11 protein-coding genes are annotated in these 18,195 nt (G+C 59.7%); 8 read left to right on the top strand and 3 right to left on the bottom strand.

The window, feature by feature from the left end:
- Positions 1 to 8 precede the first annotated feature (8 nt).
- Positions 9 to 950 (bottom strand): energy transducer TonB, encoded by a 942-nt coding sequence (locus ACYX4K_RS14290; protein ID WP_475091464.1) that lies wholly within the window; start codon positions 948 to 950, stop codon positions 9 to 11.
- 121 nt (positions 951 to 1,071) lie between these two features.
- Positions 1,072 to 2,028, bottom strand: a complete 957-nt coding sequence (gshB, locus tag ACYX4K_RS14285; protein ID WP_475091465.1) for a glutathione synthase — start codon at positions 2,026 to 2,028, stop codon at positions 1,072 to 1,074.
- A gap of 391 nt (positions 2,029 to 2,419) precedes the next feature.
- Between gshB and pilG the strand changes: the two genes are divergently transcribed.
- From pilG to ACYX4K_RS14255, 6 genes are all read left to right on the top strand, one after another.
- Positions 2,420 to 2,815: a twitching motility response regulator PilG gene (gene pilG / locus ACYX4K_RS14280; protein WP_010132439.1), complete on the top strand. Its 396-nt coding sequence runs from the start codon at positions 2,420 to 2,422 to the stop codon at positions 2,813 to 2,815.
- Positions 2,816 to 3,069: 254 nt separating this feature from the next.
- Positions 3,070 to 3,432, top strand: coding sequence for a twitching motility response regulator PilH (gene pilH, locus ACYX4K_RS14275; protein ID WP_043320499.1), 363 nt, complete (start codon positions 3,070 to 3,072; stop codon positions 3,430 to 3,432).
- An 18-nt stretch (positions 3,433 to 3,450) separates the two neighbouring features.
- Positions 3,451 to 3,993: a chemotaxis protein CheW gene (locus ACYX4K_RS14270; protein ID WP_475091466.1), complete on the top strand. Its 543-nt coding sequence runs from the start codon at positions 3,451 to 3,453 to the stop codon at positions 3,991 to 3,993.
- A gap of 275 nt (positions 3,994 to 4,268) precedes the next feature.
- Positions 4,269 to 6,446 (top strand): methyl-accepting chemotaxis protein, encoded by a 2,178-nt coding sequence (locus ACYX4K_RS14265; RefSeq protein WP_475091467.1) that lies wholly within the window; start codon positions 4,269 to 4,271, stop codon positions 6,444 to 6,446.
- Positions 6,447 to 6,603: 157 nt separating this feature from the next.
- Complete coding sequence (locus ACYX4K_RS14260; protein WP_475091468.1) at positions 6,604 to 13,068, top strand: hybrid sensor histidine kinase/response regulator; 6,465 nt, start codon at positions 6,604 to 6,606, stop codon at positions 13,066 to 13,068.
- 55 nt (positions 13,069 to 13,123) lie between these two features.
- Positions 13,124 to 13,615 carry a chemotaxis protein CheW gene (locus ACYX4K_RS14255; protein WP_475091469.1) on the top strand — a complete coding sequence of 164 codons (492 nt, stop codon included), beginning with the start codon at positions 13,124 to 13,126 and terminating at the stop codon, positions 13,613 to 13,615.
- 78 nt (positions 13,616 to 13,693) lie between these two features.
- Here ACYX4K_RS14255 and ACYX4K_RS14250 read toward each other — a convergent pair whose 3' ends face one another.
- Positions 13,694 to 16,378 (bottom strand): penicillin-binding protein 1A, encoded by a 2,685-nt coding sequence (locus ACYX4K_RS14250; RefSeq protein WP_475091470.1) that lies wholly within the window; start codon positions 16,376 to 16,378, stop codon positions 13,694 to 13,696.
- Positions 16,379 to 16,533: 155 nt separating this feature from the next.
- Between ACYX4K_RS14250 and ACYX4K_RS14245 the strand changes: the two genes are divergently transcribed.
- Positions 16,534 to 17,610 carry a pilus assembly protein PilM gene (locus ACYX4K_RS14245; protein ID WP_476178716.1) on the top strand — a complete coding sequence of 359 codons (1,077 nt, stop codon included), beginning with the start codon at positions 16,534 to 16,536 and terminating at the stop codon, positions 17,608 to 17,610.
- A gap of 3 nt (positions 17,611 to 17,613) precedes the next feature.
- Positions 17,614 to 18,195, top strand: a complete 582-nt coding sequence (locus tag ACYX4K_RS14240; protein ID WP_475091472.1) for a PilN domain-containing protein — start codon at positions 17,614 to 17,616, stop codon at positions 18,193 to 18,195.

Below are 18,195 nucleotides of genomic sequence, written 5' to 3'. Positions count from 1 at the left end.
AGGTCCTGTCAGCCGCGGCCGGGAGATTTGCTGGCGGCAGTAGAGAACCCGGTCATTTCAAAGCGCCAGGTGCGAATGATTTCCAGGCGGTCTGCCTGCTGGCGAATTTCCGCGGGGAAGGGGGCAAACGGCGCGGCGAGGCGCACAATCTGCTGTGCGGCATCGTCGAGGATGCGCTCACCGGAAGATTCCAGAATGACCACTTCCTCTACCGCGCCGGTGGGCAGCAGGCGCACCATCATGCGCAGGTCACCGGTAATCTGTCGCGCCAGTGCCTCTTCGGGGAAATTGTCGTTGCCGATGGCTTCCACTTTCTGACGCCAGTCGTGCAGGTAGGCGGCATCGGCGGAGGCCTTGGTGGCTACTGACGTCAGTCGGCGCACCCGCGGGCGCTGGGCGATGGTCTGGCGAATTTTGTCCAGGCGTGCCTGCAGGCTGGCGATTTCCGGGTTGCTGGGAGGCAGGTCGGTAGGTGCGTCGCCGCGCTTCTCTTCCGAGCGCTTGTCTTCCGCCGGCAGTTCCGGGGCCTGGGTTGGGCTATCGCCAATCGTCGTGATCAGTTGTCGCAACTGGTCCGCAGGGCGCGCGGCCTGCTGCTGGGGCAGGGGGTTGACCTGGCGAATATTGGTGTCGGCGATCTCCGCCTGGCGGTCGGTGGACAGTTCCTTGGGTGTCTCGGCGGTACCGCTGGCCTGCTGGTTGTGCTGGGCCAGGTAATCGGCGTCGTCCGGCGCATCGACGGATTTGTGCTGGGCGAGGGTGACCTCAAGAGTCGGTGGAGCCTCTCTGGCTTCAGGCGCGGTGAAGGCGACACCAAAAATAAGCAACGCGTGCAGCGCGCAGGCCAGAAACAGGGCAAAGGTGAAGCGGTCTCCCGAAGAGGGCTGGCTGCCCGGGAATGACGCGGGTGCCGGTGGGAGGCTCTGTGATTGGCTGGCGACTGCGTTCATTGTGCTTATTGTTCTGATACGGCTTGTTTTACTGCGGTTTCTGTCTGTGCAGCCTGTACCTGCACACTTTGGGTTGGCTCCAGCCTGTTCTGGAGCCGCAGAAAAATTTCGAGGCGCCAGTTTATCCCTTTTTCGCCAATCGGTCTGTGATCGCGTGCATCAGCTGGTCGCCAATATTGGTGCCGTAGGCTGCGTCAATTTCCCGCACGCAGGTGGGGCTGGTGACATTGACCTCGGTGAGGTAGTCGCCGATCACATCGAGGCCGACAAACAGCAGTCCCTTTTCTTTCAGGGTCGGACCGACACGGCGCGCGATTTCAAGATCGCGCTCGTTCAGGGGGCGCGCTTCACCACGGCCGCCGGCAGCCAGGTTACCGCGAGTCTCGCCGCCCTGGGGGATGCGCGCCAGACAGTAGGGAACCGGTTCCCCGTCCACCATCAGAATACGCTTGTCGCCGTCCTTGATTTCGGGGATGTAGCGCTGGCCCATGATCTGGCGTTTGCCGTTGTCGGTGAGGGTTTCCAGAATCGCGCCAATGTTTCCTCCATCCGGCTTGACGTGAAAGATGCCGGCACCGCCCATGCCGTCCAGGGGTTTGAAAATGACGTCCTTGTGCTCGCTGTGAAAAGCGCGCAGTTGCTGCATGTCGCGGCTGACGATCAGTGGCGGAATACAATCGGCAAAGTGAGTGGCGAAGATCTTTTCGTTGCAGTCGCGCAGGGACTGGGGCTTGTTGGCGACCAGGGTGCCGGCGCGTTCTGCCGCTTCCAGGATATAGGTGGAGTAGATGTACTCGTTGTCGAAGGGTGGGTCCACCCGCATCAACAGGACATCGAGGTCCCTCAGGTCTACCGGCTTGCGCTCTCCCAGTTTGAACCAGTTTTGCGGGTCGTCGAATACCTGCAGCGGGGAGCCGTTGCCCATGGGCTTGCCGCCGTCCAGATATAGATCCGTCTGCAGGAAGTACTGCAACTCGAAGCCCGCGCGCTGGGCCGCCAGCAGCAGTGCCAGGGTGGTGTCTTTCTTGAAGCTGATATTGGCGATGGGGTCCATGACCACGCCGAGAGTCTGGCTCATAGGGATTCCGTAAATCTGAATGTTGAATCGGATCTGTGTCGGGTGGGGGCGGTGGCCTGGGGGCCTGTGCAAAGTGGCTAAGGTAAGAGGCTGCGACCCGCTTCGCAAGATGCGGTTTGAAAACGCGTGTCCAACAAAGTGCGGCATCGCTCACAAAATGACCATTGGGTGCGGCCCGGCTTGTACGTCGCTAGATTCACTTTGGTATCTGTGATACAAGTTTGCATCTGATCTGCGCCCGCCGGTCACCGGGTTTGTGAGACGGCTCGAAACCCGCCCCAGGTGGCTGTCCACAGCGACGATCGGACCCCGTAATGAGGTTGCACAGACAGGCCCGGCGCATTTTGCCGGCAAGCCTGAAAATAAGTAAAAGGGGATTTGGGAACACACTATGGAGCTCAACTGGGAAAGTCTCACCGTGATGGTGATTGACGACAGTAAAACCATTCGTCGCACCGCGGAAACGCTACTGCAGAAAGCAGGTTGCGCGGTGGTGACTGCCACTGATGGATTTGACGCACTGGCAAAAATTGCCGATTCGCGTCCGGATATCATTTTTGTGGACATCATGATGCCGCGTCTCGACGGCTATCAGACCTGTGCACTGATCAAGAACAACAGCGAGTTTCGCAGTACGCCAGTCGTCATGCTGTCCAGTAAGGACGGCTTGTTCGACAAAGCCAAGGGGCGCGTGGTGGGCTGTGATCAGTACCTGACAAAGCCGTTCAGCAAGAGTGAGTTGCTGGGGGCAATCTCCGCCCACGCCAAGCCGCATCACGCCGCCTGAGAAGAAGTTCTCGCTGGGGGCGTGAAACCCTTGGCAAAAATGGCGTAGACTATGGCGTCCTGCGTTGCTGATGTGAGGAAACAGCCACTTAGATGGTTGAATGTCACAAAAGTCAGTGCGAGCCATTGGTAACCGCAGTAACTTATAACAAAGCGTAAGGTCGCGCTTCCCAGTGAGGGGCGATCGGTGCCGACAACATTCACCCGGCAAATATTGCGATGGCCGGAGTGGACAACACTATCTCGGGGGACAAGATGGCCAGAGTGCTAATCGTCGATGATTCACCAACCGAAACTCACAAGCTGACCACCATTCTGGAAAAGAATGGTCACGCTGTAATCACCGCCACCAATGGCGAGAACGGCGTGGATGTGGCGCGCGAACAGCGCCCTGATGTCATTCTGATGGACATTGTGATGCCGGGCCTGAATGGCTTCCAGGCGACCCGCCAGCTCAGTAAGGGCGACCAGACCGCGGGCATTCCGATTGTGATTGTAACCACCAAGGATCAGGATACCGATCGTGTGTGGGGCATGCGCCAGGGCGCGCGCGCTTACCTGACCAAGCCTGTCGATGAAGGCAAGCTGCTGGGAACCATCGAGGAGGTGTTGGCCTGAGGCCGACGTTGAGTCTCCGTGCAACCAACGCTTACCCCCTACCTCGCACTCGTCGATATAGCCAAGCGCGCCAAGGCGCAGGCTAAGGGGCTGCCTGCCCGTCAGGAAGTCAAACCCTACTGGACGGGCATCGGATTCTCTCTGCTTGGGCATCGCTTTGTGGCCGCCATGGAAGACGTGGTGGAGTTGCTCGAAGTGCCCCAGTACACCTTTGTTCCAGGCTGTCAGCCCTGGGTGCGCGGCGTGGCCAATGTGCGTGGCCGCCTGCTGCCGCTGTTTGATATGGCCGCTTTCTTTGGCGGGCACCTGGTCAGCCCGCGTCAGCGCCGCCGAGTGCTGGTACTGGAACACGAAAAAATTTATGTCGGCCTGATTGTCGATGAGTTGCACGGGATGCAGCACTTGGCGTTGGAGTATGGCCAAATGCCGCCTTCCGATCTGTCGGAGCCGTTCGCGCCCATGGTGGGCGGTCAGTTCGTGCTGCAGCAGGACCGCTGGCTGGTGTTTGATCTGCAGGCATTGATTCACGATTTTCAATTTGCGGATGCCGCGGCTCACTGAGTTGCGGCATTCTGCGTTCAGGCGTGGGCAACCATGCCGGCGCGGGCCCGTGTAAACGGGCCGCTGAGGTTGGGCGCGCGCTGTGCGTCAAACCTTTGTCCGGTTGCGGATTTGTCATTGAGGCAACCCGTTAACGCAGGGCGCAAACCGTAGTCGGCATTTGCCGGTTTTGGGGGTGTCCACCTTGTGGGCAGACGGGGATCTGAGGCCATACGGCCTCAAACAGTGGTGATAACAAGAATTGGCCTGAGGGACAGGTCCGCCAGGAGTAAATTATGAAAACAGGCTCCCAGAGTTCATTTTCCGCGCTGCGCAGTAACCCTGCCGCGCTGTTTATGGGTTTCTTGGTACTCGCCACACTGGCGGGGCTGATCGTCAGCATCTATTTGGTGCAGAGCCACGCTGACCGGGATCAGCAGTACCTGGAAGACGTAGCGGAACTGCGCGCACTGTCATATCAGGTAGTGTCCTACGCACCGGCGGCCACCGCGGGTGACGAACAGGCGTTCGCCAACCTCGAGCAGGTGGTGAACCAGATGACGGCTACCTGGAGCGAGTTGCAGGGCATGGAGCCGGGCAGCCGCCGTGCGCTGGAAGAGGAACTGGCGGTGTATGGCCAGGTCTGGCGCCAGATGCGCGAGCAGGCCGACACCATTATCGGTAACAAGGATTCCATTATCTTCCTGAACGACGTGGCGAGTACCCTGAACGACTCGCTGCCGGAACTGCAGGCAGAGCACAACAACATCGTGGAAATCCTGCTCTCCAACAACGCCCCGGCGAACCAGGTAGAGCAGGCCCAGCTGCAGGTGTGGCGCGCCGAGCGTATCGGCCGGAACATCGACAAGATGCTGCAGGGTGGTGACGACGCGGAATCTGCGGCGGACCAGTTCAATACCGATGCCAGCCTGTTCGGTAAGGTGGTAGAGGGCATGAAAGGCGGTGACGTGGTGATGGGTATCTCCCGCGTAACCGACAGTGAAGCCCGAGAGTCCCTGGAAGAAATTACCGAGCTGTTCGAGTTCGTAAGCTCCTCCGTACGCGAGATCTTCGAAGCGACCCCCGCACTGTTCGCCACCCGTCAGGCGGCGGACGGTATCTCCGCATCTTCTCCCCAGCTGCTGGAAGCCCTGTCGACCCTGAACGACCGCATCGCCAGTCTGTCCAGTGAGCGTCAGCCAAACAACCAGACCATCGCGATTGTTGCCGGTATTTTCGTACTGTTGATCTTCGGCATGATGGTCACCGCCTTCTCCGGTACTCGCCGAAACCTTCGTGAAGAAACTGAAACCAACGAGCGTAACCAGCAGGCGATTATGCAGCTGCTGGACGAGCTGGCCGACCTCGCTGACGGTGACTTGACCACCTCCGCCACGGTAACCGAGGCCTTTACCGGTGCGATCGCGGACTCCATCAACTACACCATTGACCAGCTGCGGGTGCTGGTATCCCGAATCAACGGTGCGGCACAGGAAGTATCCTCCCTGTCCCAGGAAACCCAGCAGACCGCCCTGCATCTGGCCGAGGCCTCCGAGCACCAGGCGCAGGAAATTGCCGGCGCATCCGCAGCCGTAAACGAAATGGCCGTGACCATTGACCAGGTATCTGCGAACGCCGCCGAATCCGCCCAGGTAGCAGAACGCTCGGTACAGATCGCGAGCAACGGTGCCAAGGTGGTACAGAACACCATCAAGGGTATGGATACCATCCGCGAACAGATTCAGGACACTTCCAAGCGAATCAAGCGACTGGGTGAATCTTCCCAGGAGATTGGTGACATCGTAAGCCTGATTAACGACATTGCCGATCAGACCAACATTCTGGCACTGAACGCCGCGATCCAGGCCTCTATGGCCGGTGACGCAGGCCGGGGCTTCGCGGTGGTTGCGGACGAGGTTCAGCGCCTCGCAGAGCGCTCCGCGGCGGCAACCAAGCAGATTGAAGGCCTGGTAAAAGCGATTCAGTCAGACACCAACGAAGCGGTTGTTTCGATGGAATCCACCACCACCGAGGTGGTGCGCGGTGCCCGTCTGGCCCAGGACGCGGGTGTTGCCCTGGAAGAGATCGAAACGGTATCCACCAACCTCGCATCCTTGATTCAGAACATCTCCAACGCGGCACGCCAGCAGGCCTCGTCCGCGGGTCACATTTCCAACACGATGAACGTGATTCAGGAAATTACCTCGCAGACTTCTGCCGGTACTCAGGCTACCGCACAGTCCATTGGTAACCTGGCACAGACCGCTTCCGCGCTGCGCGATTCCGTTGCCGGCTTCAAGCTGCCGCAGGAAGACGAAGTGGAGTCTGAAAGCGATCTGTACGACGGCGATCTGGCCGAGCTTTCCGAAGAGTTCCCCATGCTCGAGGACGAGACCGTTGAAGGCGTGGCGGCTGAGGAAGACAGCCTGGCCGCACTGTCTGGAGAAGAGCGCGAAGAGCGGGCAATGGCCTGATTTACCGCAGATATTCATAACGACAAATAGCGGGCATTTCCGCCCCCTGCCGGTGAGTGGTTTACCGGCACGGGGCGGAAATGAAAAGCAGCCCAGCAGCGGCGTTCGCGGTGATCGCGGCGTATGGGCGGGCAAACTGAATTACTGAGGACTTGGCGTGCGTCACGACAATCCCAACTTTGTGGCCCTGGACTGGCTGATCGGTGAAATCAACGAAACGTTGGCCCAGGCGCGCCAGCAGTTGGAAACTTTTGCCTCGGATTCGTCCTCATCTGATGCCGCTGGCGGATCCGCGAATAGTGATGCGGATAACCTGCTGAAAAACTGCCTCAACCTGATCCACCAGGTCCACGGCAGCCTGCACATGGCGGAGCTCACCGGCGCGGCCATGCTCGCCGAAGAAATGGAGCAACTGGTCCACGCTCTCGCCAGTGGTGAGGTGGAAAACAGCGATGAAACGCGCGAGTTCCTGATGCGCGCGTTGCTTGAGCTCCCTCTCTATCTTGAAAAAATTGCCTTCCAGCGCCGCGACAACGCGGTGTTGCTGCTTCCCCTGCTGAACGATCTGCGCGCGGTGCGCCGCGAGCGCCTGATTACAGAGGGCGCCCTGTTTGCGCCGGATTTGTCTGCGCTGGCGCACGCCAGCGGCAATCGCCAGCCCCTGCTCGGCAACAATGCCAAATTACAGGAGCTGGTGGGCAAGCTGCGCAAGATGTATCACGTGGCGGCCGCATCGCTGATTCGCGATGTAAACAGTGGCGAGAGCCTCGCTTACCTGAACAAGGTCAGCGAAAAAATGGCATTGCTGTACAGCGGTAGCCAGCGCCAGCACCTGTGGGAAATCCTGCAGGGCCTGCTCGAAGGCATTGCCGATCACCGAGTCAATGTATTGCCCGCGCTGCGTCAGCTGTTGCGTCGTATCGATGTGGAATTCCGCCTGCTGGCAGGCCAGGGGGCGCGTGTGCTGGATGCGCGCCCGGATCGCGATCTGATCCGCAACCTGCTGTTCTATGTTTACCTCTGCGGCCCCAACGGTCCGCGCACCACCGCGCTGTATCAGAAATACGCACTGGACAAGGCGGTTCCCGGCACCCCGCGCCCGGATACCGAAGATGCCCTGGCCATGGGGCCAGAAGCCATGGGCACCGCAGTGGCCGCACTGCGTGAAGAGCTGGCCAGTGTTCGGGAAGCGCTGGACCCCAGTATCACTACCAATGAACGGGCGCCGCTGTCTGATACGGCGGTCGTTGCCAAGCGTATAGCCGATACGCTCGGTGTACTTGGCCTGGAAAATCAGCGCACTCGTGCGCGCAGCATTTACGAATACCTCCGCGACGCATCTCGCAGTGAAGTGCCCGATGACCTGCTGATGCAGGCCGCCGCCGAACTGGTCCAGCTGGACTCCGGCCTGGCCGCTGCCGCTGAGCGCGATCGCAAGATCGACAGTGAATCACCGCTGATGGGTGAAGCCACCGAGCAGGTACTGCGTGAAGCGCGTATCGGCCTGGAGACTGTCAAAGAGGCGGTGGTGGAATACATCGCCAGTCACTGGGACGCCGGACATCTGTCACTGGTACCCAAGCGCTTGCAGGAAGTCTGCGGTGGCCTGGATATGGTGGGTTACCAGCGTGCGGGCGAAATTGTCGGCGCCTGTCGCAGCTATATCGAAGAGCGCCTGATCAATGCCGGTGATCAGCCGGACTGGAAACTCCTCGATACCCTCGCGGATGCGGTAACCAGCGTCGAATATTATCTGGAGCGCCGTGCCGACGGCATTGAAGACGCCGATATGCTGCTTGCATTGGCGGAAGAAAGTGTCGCGACCCTGGGCTATGCGGTCGCCAACGGCGAAGGTGCTCTGCCGCAAACTGACCAGGCCGATACCGGGGAATCCCCCGAAACCCCCGGATTTGATTCTCCAGCCGCAATTGATGGTGTGGAGCTGTTTGACGAGGCCGGGCAGGCTTCCGCCAAAGATGCGGACGAAGAACAGCAGGCACTGGACAGCTTTGAATTTACCCTTGATCTCGATGAAGAAGAGACGTCCGCACCGGTCGAACCCGCCGATCCGCTGGCAGGCCTGTCGCAATCCGTGCTGGATGATACGGTTGAAATAACGCATGCACAGCCGGTTGTCGAAACTGTCGCGGAAACTGCACCTGAGCAGTCTGTCGATGAGCCTTCGCTCATCGAGGAGAGCTGGTTCGCGGAAGAAAACACCGCGTCTGAAGAGACTGCTCCAGCTGTCGCGTCCGAAGAAATCGATGCCCTGCCAACCCGTGATGAGGTACCGGCTGCCGCAACGTCCGCGGTTCTGGACGAAGACGACGATACCAGCATCATCGACGACGAAATCGTGGAAATTTTCCTCGAGGAAGCCGGTGAGGTACTGGAAACCATTAATCACTACTTCCCGCAGTGGGCCTCGAATTTCGCCAATCGCGATGCGCTGGTGGAATTCCGCCGTGGCTTCCACACCCTGAAAGGCTCTGGCCGTATGGTCGAAGCGCTGGAAATCGGTGAGCTGTCCTGGGCCGTGGAAAACATGCTCAACCGGGTTCTCGACGAAACGGTTTCCCCTGTACGGGCGCATGTACTGCTGATCGAACAGGTGATCGCCAAGCTGCCATCCATGATCGATGGGTTCCGCACGCGCACCGGTGACCCGGACCCCGCGCGCACCGCGGAGCTGGACGGGTGGGCGAAACAGCTTTCTCATGGTGAAGTGCCTGAGGCGCTGGTTCAGTCTGCACCGGCACAGGTTGGCGAGCCCGCGAGCAACCTCAGCGAAGACAGCCTGTCAGACGCCGATGACAACGCTCAATTGTGGGAAATTTTTGCCCAGGAGGCGGAGGCCCATCTGGCAACGGTGGCGGAATTCCTCCAAGAAATGGATCGCCTGGCGCCGGTGTATGGAATTCCCTCCGATCCGTTGCACCGGGCACTGCACACCCTGAAAGGCTCTGCGCACATGGCGGAAGTCACTCAGGTGGCTGAGCTGATGGCGCCACTGGAGCGGTTTGCCAAGGAGCTGCGCACCTATCAGGTCGCTATCGACAGCGATATTTACGATCTGATCGCTGATGGCGCCAGCTATGTGCGCGACGTGCTGCAACAGATTTATCGCAATGAACCGCTGGCGGTTGAGCGCAGCGGTCAGTTCCTGGCGCGGGTTGCCGAGCTTCAGGAGCGGGCGGTGGGTCATCTGATCCGCGAGCGCGAGGCCAACGAGCCAAAGGCTGTCGACCCACAGCTGCTCGCGGTGATCATGGCCGACGGTATGAAGGTGCTGCTGGACGCCGATCAGATGCTCAACCAGTGGCGCGCGCAGCCGGGCGACAAGTCGATATTACTGCCGGTGGCGGAAGAGCTGGATGTACTGCAGCAGGCTGCCGGTCAGGCGCAATTACCGACTTTGCAGGAATTGTCACAACTCTTGCTGGCGGTCTATCGCCAGGTTATTGATGGTCACCTGGAAGAAGAACCGGCTTTGTGGGCCGCGTTAGAGCAGGGGCACAACGAGTTGTTGGACCTGGTGGACGCGGTGGCTGCCTCTACCGACCTGCCTCAGGTTAGCGACGCCGTCGGCGAAGCCCTGCGCACGCTGGCTCAAGGCGATGACAGTGTCGATGAGGAAGACATCGACCTTTCTGAATACGGTATCGACAGCAGCGAATTCAGTTTTGCTGATGTTGACGAGGTCTCTGCAGAGCCGGTTGCGGATCAGCGCGAAGATGTTGCCGATGAGTCCTCAACTACCGAAAATCCGGTGCTGGCGGATCTTGGATTCGACGATCTGGTTGCAGAGGAAGCGGCGGCAGATCTGGTTGTCTCAGAAAGTGACGACAGTAAAGGCCGCGCCGAAGACGTCGTCCCAGAGTTTTCCGAACAAGCACCGGAAACCTTTGGGTCGATTGACGAGCGCGTCATCGAAACCGCTGATGCAGAGGGCGACGCGCCAGAGCTGACCGTCGAATGGCTGGAGGCGGAGCTGTCCGCCAGTAGCGCAACCGCTGAATCCGCGACTATTGAAGGTGCTGCGCCGCAAGAGCTGGACGATACCGACGCTGCACCGGCAACTGCTGTGCAGGCTGAAAGCGCAGACTCAGCTGTACAGTCCGGCGACCAGATCAGTGAAGCCCAGCGTGCGCTACTCACCGACATCGACCCGGACGTGGTTGAGGTGTTCCTCGAAGAGGCCGTCGATCTGATTGACGAGCTGGAAGAATTGATCCAGAGCTGGGAGCAGTCCCCGGACGACCGGGCCATGCCGGAAGCGCTGAAGCGTGTACTGCACACTTTCAAGGGTGGTGCGCGTATGGCCGCCCTGATGGGCCTGGGTGAGGTGGCTCACCGTTTCGAGACCGATATCGAAAACATGCAGAGCGGGAGCTCGCCATCTGCGAACTTCTTCGCCGACGCCCACGGTATTTACGATCGCATGGCCGCGGGGGTGGAAACTGTACGTGCCTGGATGGGTGGTGATGAGTTGGCCGCCTTCTGTGCACTGTTGGAAACCCAGTGGGCGGATGCGCACACCGGGGCCAGCTTGCCCGCCGAGCAGGAGTCGGTGGCTGCTGAGGTGGTCATCGACGTGCCAGTAGTCGACGACGTCGTTCAGACTGAAGTGGACGAGCAGCTTCCGGTTCCGGTAGAGCCGGAGCCCACTGTGCCCGCAGAGGTGATTCCCGCTGCGGACAAGAGCAATGTTCTGCCGTTTGTGCGCAAGTCGAAAAATGTCGGCGAGCGTGACGGCGGTCAGCCGCGCAACCAGCCTCAGGAGATGGTGCGGGTAGCATCGGAACTGCTGGAAGAACTGGTAAACCTGGCTGGTGAGACCTCGATTTCTCGCGGCCGACTGGAAGAGCAGGTCGGCGAGTTCGGTTTGGCGCTGGACGAGATGGACTCGACCCTGTCGCGCCTGAACGAACAGTTGCGCCGCCTCGATAAAGAAACCGAAGCCCAGATCCAGTTCCGCCAGGAACAGTTGGCAGAGCAGGACGTTGATTTTGACCCGCTGGAGATGGACCGTTACTCGTCCTTCCAGCAATTGTCGCGCTCGCTGCTGGAGTCCACTTCGGACTTGCTGGAATTACGCCAGACCCTGGGCAACAAGGCCCGGGATACCGAAACACTGCTTCTGCAGCAGTCGCGGGTAAATACCGAATTGCAGGAAGGCCTGATGCGCAGCCGCATGGTGCCTTTCTCCCGTCTGGTACCGCGCCTGCGTCGCATCGTGCGCCAGGTCAGCGCGGAGTTGGGCAAGCAGGTGGATCTGGTGTTCTCCAACGTGGAGGGTGAGCTGGACCGTTCCATGCTGGAGCGCATGGTGGCACCGCTGGAGCATATGCTGCGCAACGCCGTGGACCACGGTATTGAATCTCCGGAAAAACGCCGCGACGCAGGCAAGCCTGAGCGCGGTCGCATTGCCGTGGCTGTGGCCCGGGAAGGCAGTGAGGTGGTGCTGACCATCAGTGATGATGGTGCCGGTATCAACCTGATGCGCGTGCGCGAAAAGGCCATCGAAAGTGGTCTGATGCGCCCCGATGCGGAGCTGTCCAACAACGAGATCATGCAGTTTATTCTGCAGGCGGGCTTCAGTACTGCCGATCAGGTGACACAGATTTCCGGTCGCGGTGTGGGGATGGACGTGGTATCTGCCGAGATCAAGCAGATCGGTGGCGCCGTATCCATTGATTCCCAAGCTGGTGCCGGGACTGAGTTTGTGGTGCGCCTGCCGTTTACCGTGTCGGTCAACCGCGCTTTGATGGTAAAGGTCGGCGACGATCTGTTTGCGCTCCCGTTGAATACCATTGAGGGTATCGTGCGTCTGAGCCCGTTTGAGCTGGAGCACTACTACCGCTCGCCGGAGGCGCGCTTTGAGTATGCGGGTGAGCCCTATCAGGTAAATTATTTTGGCAGCCTGCTGCAGTCCTCCGCCCAGCCCCGCCTGGCGGTGGAAGATATGCAGATGCCGGTGCTGCTGGTTCGCTCGGATAATACCGCCATGGCCCTGCAGGTGGATGCCATTATGGGCAGCCGCGAGATCGTAGTGAAGAGCCTCGGGCCCCAGTTTGCGACGGTCCAGGGGGTCTCCGGTGCCACTGTGACCGGTGATGGTACCGTTGTGGTGATTCTCGATGCCCACGCGTTGTTGCGGAAACACTCTGCACTGCTGGCGCGCCCGGATACGCCGCTATTGCAGGACGTGCCGGAAGTCATTGCACGTGAAGAGCCGGAAACCCAAAAGCTTGTTATGGTGGTGGATGACTCGGTTACCGTGCGCAAGGTGACCACACGCTTCCTCGAGCGAGAGGGGTTCCGTGTGATTACCGCCAAAGACGGTCAGGATGCCATCATCCAGCTGCAGGATGTGATTCCCGATGTGATGCTGCTGGATATCGAAATGCCGCGTATGGACGGCTTCGAAGTTGCGCGCAATATTCGCTCCAGTAGCCGTCTGCGGGATATCCCGATCATTATGATTACCTCCCGTACCGGTAAGAAGCACCGGGATCACGCGCTGTCACTGGGGGTAAACCACTACCTGGGCAAGCCCTATCAGGAAGAGGTGCTGCTGGAAGCCATTCGCGATTTCACGCTCGCAGAGTCGGATGTTTGATGGCGATGAATAAGTACAACTTTGAGACGCCGGTGAACGGCGGAGAGCACACAGCATGAGCGGAAATGGCATAGAAGCCCTGCCCACCACCGAAATGCCCCAGGAGGTCAGCAGTCTGCTGCTGCCGCTGGCGGACGGTCAGTTGCTGGTGCCGGTAGATACACTGTCGGAAATTATTGCATTGCAGAGTCCGGTTTCGGCGTTCGATGCGCCGGACTGGTATATGGGGGAGTTGCACTGGCGTGAGCTGCGGGTGCCGCTGGTTTCCTTCGAGGCAATGCGCGGCAAAGCAATGCCCACCCTGCGCAGCAACTGTCGCATTGCAGTGCTGAGCAGCGGGAACCCCGAGGGCGACCTGCCATTTTTTGCGGTAGTTCTGCAGGGCACTCCGCGCCTGGTGCGGGTAACTCCAGAAGAGTTATCCGGTCGCGAAGGTGAGTGCGCCATGGGGGAGTTGATGCACGTGGCTCTGTCTGGCGAAGCGGCGGTGATTCCCGATCTGGCGACCCTGGAGGAGGCATGTCTTGCCTACCGCAGCGCTCGCTGACTTTTCTCTCGACCTGAAAGAAATACAAAAACGCCGCCCTTTGGGGCGGCGTTTTTGTATTTCTGGCGAGCAGCCTGTTTAGAACAGCTCTTCCGGCAGCGATTCCTGGGCCTGGTCATTTCCAGTTTCCGGCGTGTCGGGGCCGTCGGAATATATGGATGGGTAATTGCTATAGGTCTCCCGGCCGGGTGCCCGACCGGCGCGAAAAATTTCAAAGATGCCGCCACGGGAGGTGCGCAATCCGGTGCGCGGGTTGATGCGCATGGTCACAATCCCGTCCGGTTGTGGCAAGTGGCGCTCCGGCAGGCCATCCAGGGCGATAGACATAAAGTCGATCCAGATTGGCAGCGCCGCAGTGCCACCATATTCATTGCGTCCCAGCGGGGTGTTGGCATCAAAGCCGACCCATGCACTGGTGGCGAGGTGTGGACTGTAGCCGGAGAACCAGGAGTCGCGAGGTCCATTGGTGGTACCGGTCTTACCGGCGATATCGCCGCGGTTCATCGCCAGTGCCTTGCGGCCGGTGCCGCGCTTGACCACGTCCTTCAGCATCGAGTCCATGATGAAGGCGGTCTCCGCCGACATGGCGCGAGGCGCGCGCGGACGCGCCTGCTCGTCGGCACTCAGGGGCGCCACCGGCAGGGTGCGGAGCTCCAGTGGTTCTTCCTCGTGGGCGTTGGCAACGGCTTCGTGCTGTACCGACTGCAGGTCAATGGGCTCCGGCGCAGGACCGCGTTCTTCGCCCATTTCCGGGCAGTCCCGACACACGGTCAGCGGCAGTGCCTGATATACGGTGTCGCCGTGCACATCCAGCACCTGATCCAGCAAATAAGGCTCCACGCGGAAACCGCCATTGGCGAATGCGGCGTAGCCGCGCACCATCTCCAGCGGTGTCAGTGCCGAGCTACCCAGGGCAATCGACAGGTTGCGGGCCAGTTTCGAGCGCTCGAAGCCAAACCCTTCCGCGAACGCCAGCGCGCGGTCCAGGCCCAGCGATTGCAAGAGCCGGATGGACACCATGTTGCGGGACATATACAGCGCTTTGCGCAGGCGTGTGGGCCCCAAAAAGGTGCCGCCGTCGTTCTCCGGTCGCCACACATCTTCCAGATTGGTCTGTTCAAAGATAATTGGCGCATCGTTGATTATGCTGGCGGCTGTATAGCCATTTTCCAGCGCCGCAGAGTAGATAAACGGCTTGAAGCTCGAGCCCGGCTGGCGCGCGGCCTGGGTGACGCGGTTGAAGTGGCTCTGGCGGAAGTCGTAGCCGCCCACCAGTGCGCGGATAGCACCATCTTCCGGCTCCAGGGAAACCAGTGCGCCCTGGGCTTCCGGGATCTGAGCCAGGTGCCATTCCTCTCGCGCCTGGGGTTGTTCCTGTGCTTCTTCCTCGTCGAGACCTTCCGGGCTGGCGAAGGGGTCATCGGTGACGTCGGCATTTGCCCGTTCATCGGCAGCCAGGGTGGCCTCGCGGGCTGCTTTCTGCTCTTCGGCGACCTGTTCTGCGCTGACCAGCACCCGGCGCAGGCGCACCACATCGCCTGGCGCGAACATCTCATCAGCGGACTTGAGGCGCGCGCCGCGGGCGTTTTCGGAAATATACGGGCGGATACTGCTGAGGCCGTTCTCCCAGGGAATCTCGATTACGCGGCGGTCGCGCAACTGAACGCTGAGACTCTGTGGGGCTACCACAGTCACCACCGCTGGCTGCAGGCCGCCCAGTATCGGAATTTCCTGCAGCAGATCTACCAGCTGGTCGTTGTCTGCAAGCAGCTCGATATCGAGACGTTGCTCCGGGCCCCGGTAGCCATGGCGGCCGTCGTAGGTTTCCAGGCCATGTTGCAGGGCCTTGCGCGCGGCGTCCTGCAGCTTGCTATCCACGGTGGTAATGACCTGATAGCCGTCGGTGTAGGCGGCGTCGCCAAACAAGTCTACCGCTTCCTTGCGCGCCATCTCCGCCACATAGGGTGCGCTCAGATCCAGATCGCGGCCGTGGTAGCGGGCGGTAACCGGCGCAGTAATCGAGTTCTTGTAGTCGTCCTGGTCGATGTGACCCAGGTCCAACATTCGTTTCAGAATCCAGTTCCGGCGCACCAGGGCGCGAGACGGGTTGGCGATGGGGTTGTAGGTGGAGGGCGCTTTGGGCAACCCTGCCATCATTGCCCACTGGGCCAGGTTCAGTTCGTTGATGTCCTTGCCGTAATAGACGTGGGCCGCGGCCTGGAAGCCGTAGGCGCGATTACCGAGAAATATTTTGTTGATGTACAGGGCGAGAATTTCGTCCTTGCTGAGTTCCTGCTCGATCTGCAGTGACAGCAGGATCTCGTTGAATTTGCGAATAAAGCGCTGTTCCCGGCTCAAGAAGAAATTGCGCGCCACCTGCATGGTAAGGGTGCTGCCGCCAGACTGGATGGAGCCGCTGGCGACCAGCTGGCGCACCGCGCGCATCAGGCCTTTGATCGATACCCCGCTATGGGAGTAGAAGCCATCGTCTTCCGCAGCCAGTATGGCCCTGATGAACATGTCGGGTGTTTGATCGATGGTTATAGGGCTGCGGCGCTTCTCGCCAAATTCACCGATAAGCTTCATGTCTCTGGAGTAGATGCGCAGAGGCGTCTGCAGTCGGATGTCGCGCAGGCTCTCCACCGAGGGCAGGCCCGGTTTCAGGTACAGGTAGATGCTGGAAAACGCCATTGCGCCGGCGGCGGCGCCGGCCAGAGCCAGCCACAGCAGTGACAGCAGGCGGTTGCGGGCTTTTTCGGTCATTGAGATGCTTCTGTATACGTCTTGATCAATTTTTCGGGCACTGTTCGACAATTATACGAATAATGTGCACTGATACCTATGCAAAAGGCGGTTGCGACGGTAATTTAAAGTGCTATACCATCAAACCTCCATAACCCACGGAAAAGATAAGAAAAATGGGGATGCTCCCTTTTCTCAACAAGGGCCCGAAAGCCATGCTTGGGCTCGATATTAGCTCCACCTCGGTCAAGTTGCTCGAACTGAGTCGCAGTGGCGACAAATACCGCGTGGAAAGCTATGCAACCGAGCCTCTGCCTCCGAATGCGGTAGTGGATAAAAATATCAATGATGTGGGTGCGATTGCCGAGGCTATCCGCAAGGTGGTGCGTCGGTCCAAGACCCGCCTGCGGCAGGCTGCGGTGGCTGTTTCCGGTTCTGCAGTCATTACCAAAACCCTGGATATGCCTGCCGATCTCTCCGATGACGCACTGGAAGCCCAGATAGCGCTGGAGGCGGATCAGTACATTCCCTATCCGCTGGATGAGGTCAACCTGGACTTTGAGGTGCAGGGGCTGTCCGAGAAGGGTGAGGGTCAGGTGGAAGTACTACTTGCTGCCTGCCGCAGTGAAAATGTTGAACAGCGAATTTCCGCGTTGACCGAAGCCGATCTGCAGCCCGGAGTTGTGGATGTTGAGGCTTACGCCATCGAGCGCGCTTACACCCTGCTGGACAACCAGTTTCCGGCGCAGGAGCAGTTGGTGGTCGCGGTGATCGATATCGGCGCCACCATGAGTGCTCTGTCTGTGATGGTAAACGGGCGCACCGTGTACACCCGCGAACAGCTGTTCGGCGGTCGTCAGCTCACTGACGAGATCCAGCGGCGCTACGGTCTGTCCGCGGAAGAGGCCACACTGGCCAAGCGCCAGGGCGGCAGTGGGCTGCCAGACGATTACTACCCGGAAGTGCTTGAGCCTTTCCGCGACGCGGTGGTGCAGCAGGTTACCCGCTCGCTGCAATTCTTCTATTCCTCCACCTCTTACAGTGACGTTGATTACATCCTGCTGGGTGGCGGCGTTGCTGCGATGGAGGGGCTCGCCGAGCTGGTGGGTGAAAAACTTAACAAGCCCACCCTGGTAGCCAATCCCTTCCGGGATATGAGTGTTGCCTCCCGGGTCAATCGCCAGGCGTTGGCGGGCGAAGCACCGTCGCTGATGATTGCCGCCGGCCTCGCGATGCGCGAAAGGGAGTTCTGATCAATGGCAAAAATTAACCTACTCCCCTGGCGCCAGGAATTCCGGGCGCAGAAGCAGAAAGAGTTCCAGCAGGTTGCTGCACTGGTGGTGATTGCTGCCGGCTTCTCCGTGTTTATGTGGATGAAGACGGTGGATGCGCAGATCGTCAACCAGAACGAGCGCAACCAGTTGTTGAACACCGAAATCACCGCCCTGAACAAGCAGGTCAAGGAGATCAAGGATCTCAAGAAGCGCCGCCAGGAGCTGATCGATCGTATGCGTGTGATCCAGGAGTTGCAGGGCAATCGTCCTTTGGCGGTGCGCTATTTCGATGAGATGGTGCGCTCCACGCCGGAAGGCCTGTGGTTGACGAACGTTAAGCGCATCGGAAAAACGATAAGTATTTCTGGCGTGGCGGAGTCGAACAACCGGGTTTCCTCGTTTATGCGCAGTCTGGATCAGTCCGAGTGGTATCAGTCCCCAAACCTTACCGGTGTGACAGCCAAACCCGAGTTTGGTGAGCAGGCCAGCGCATTTGAGATGACGGTAAATGTCAGCGGTCGAAAAAAAGAAGAGAGCGCTGATGGCGCCAATGATGGAGCGTAA

The sequence above is a fragment of the Microbulbifer sp. ABF4_107 genome, from assembly GCF_056312215.1.
This window is presented reverse-complemented; position numbering and strand designations above follow the sequence as displayed.

Coding starts and splice junctions, on each gene's coding strand:
- ACYX4K_RS14290 (WP_475091464.1), bottom strand. CDS start 950: ATGAACGCAGTCGCCAGCCAATCACAGAGCCTCCCACCGGCACCCGCG.
- gshB (WP_475091465.1), bottom strand. CDS start 2,028: ATGAGCCAGACTCTCGGCGTGGTCATGGACCCCATCGCCAATATCAGC.
- pilG (WP_010132439.1), top strand. CDS start 2,420: ATGGAGCTCAACTGGGAAAGTCTCACCGTGATGGTGATTGACGACAGT.
- pilH (WP_043320499.1), top strand. CDS start 3,070: ATGGCCAGAGTGCTAATCGTCGATGATTCACCAACCGAAACTCACAAG.
- ACYX4K_RS14265 (WP_475091467.1), top strand. CDS start 4,269: ATGAAAACAGGCTCCCAGAGTTCATTTTCCGCGCTGCGCAGTAACCCT.
- ACYX4K_RS14255 (WP_475091469.1), top strand. CDS start 13,124: ATGAGCGGAAATGGCATAGAAGCCCTGCCCACCACCGAAATGCCCCAG.
- ACYX4K_RS14250 (WP_475091470.1), bottom strand. CDS start 16,378: ATGACCGAAAAAGCCCGCAACCGCCTGCTGTCACTGCTGTGGCTGGCT.
- ACYX4K_RS14245 (WP_476178716.1), top strand. CDS start 16,534: ATGGGGATGCTCCCTTTTCTCAACAAGGGCCCGAAAGCCATGCTTGGG.
- ACYX4K_RS14240 (WP_475091472.1), top strand. CDS start 17,614: ATGGCAAAAATTAACCTACTCCCCTGGCGCCAGGAATTCCGGGCGCAG.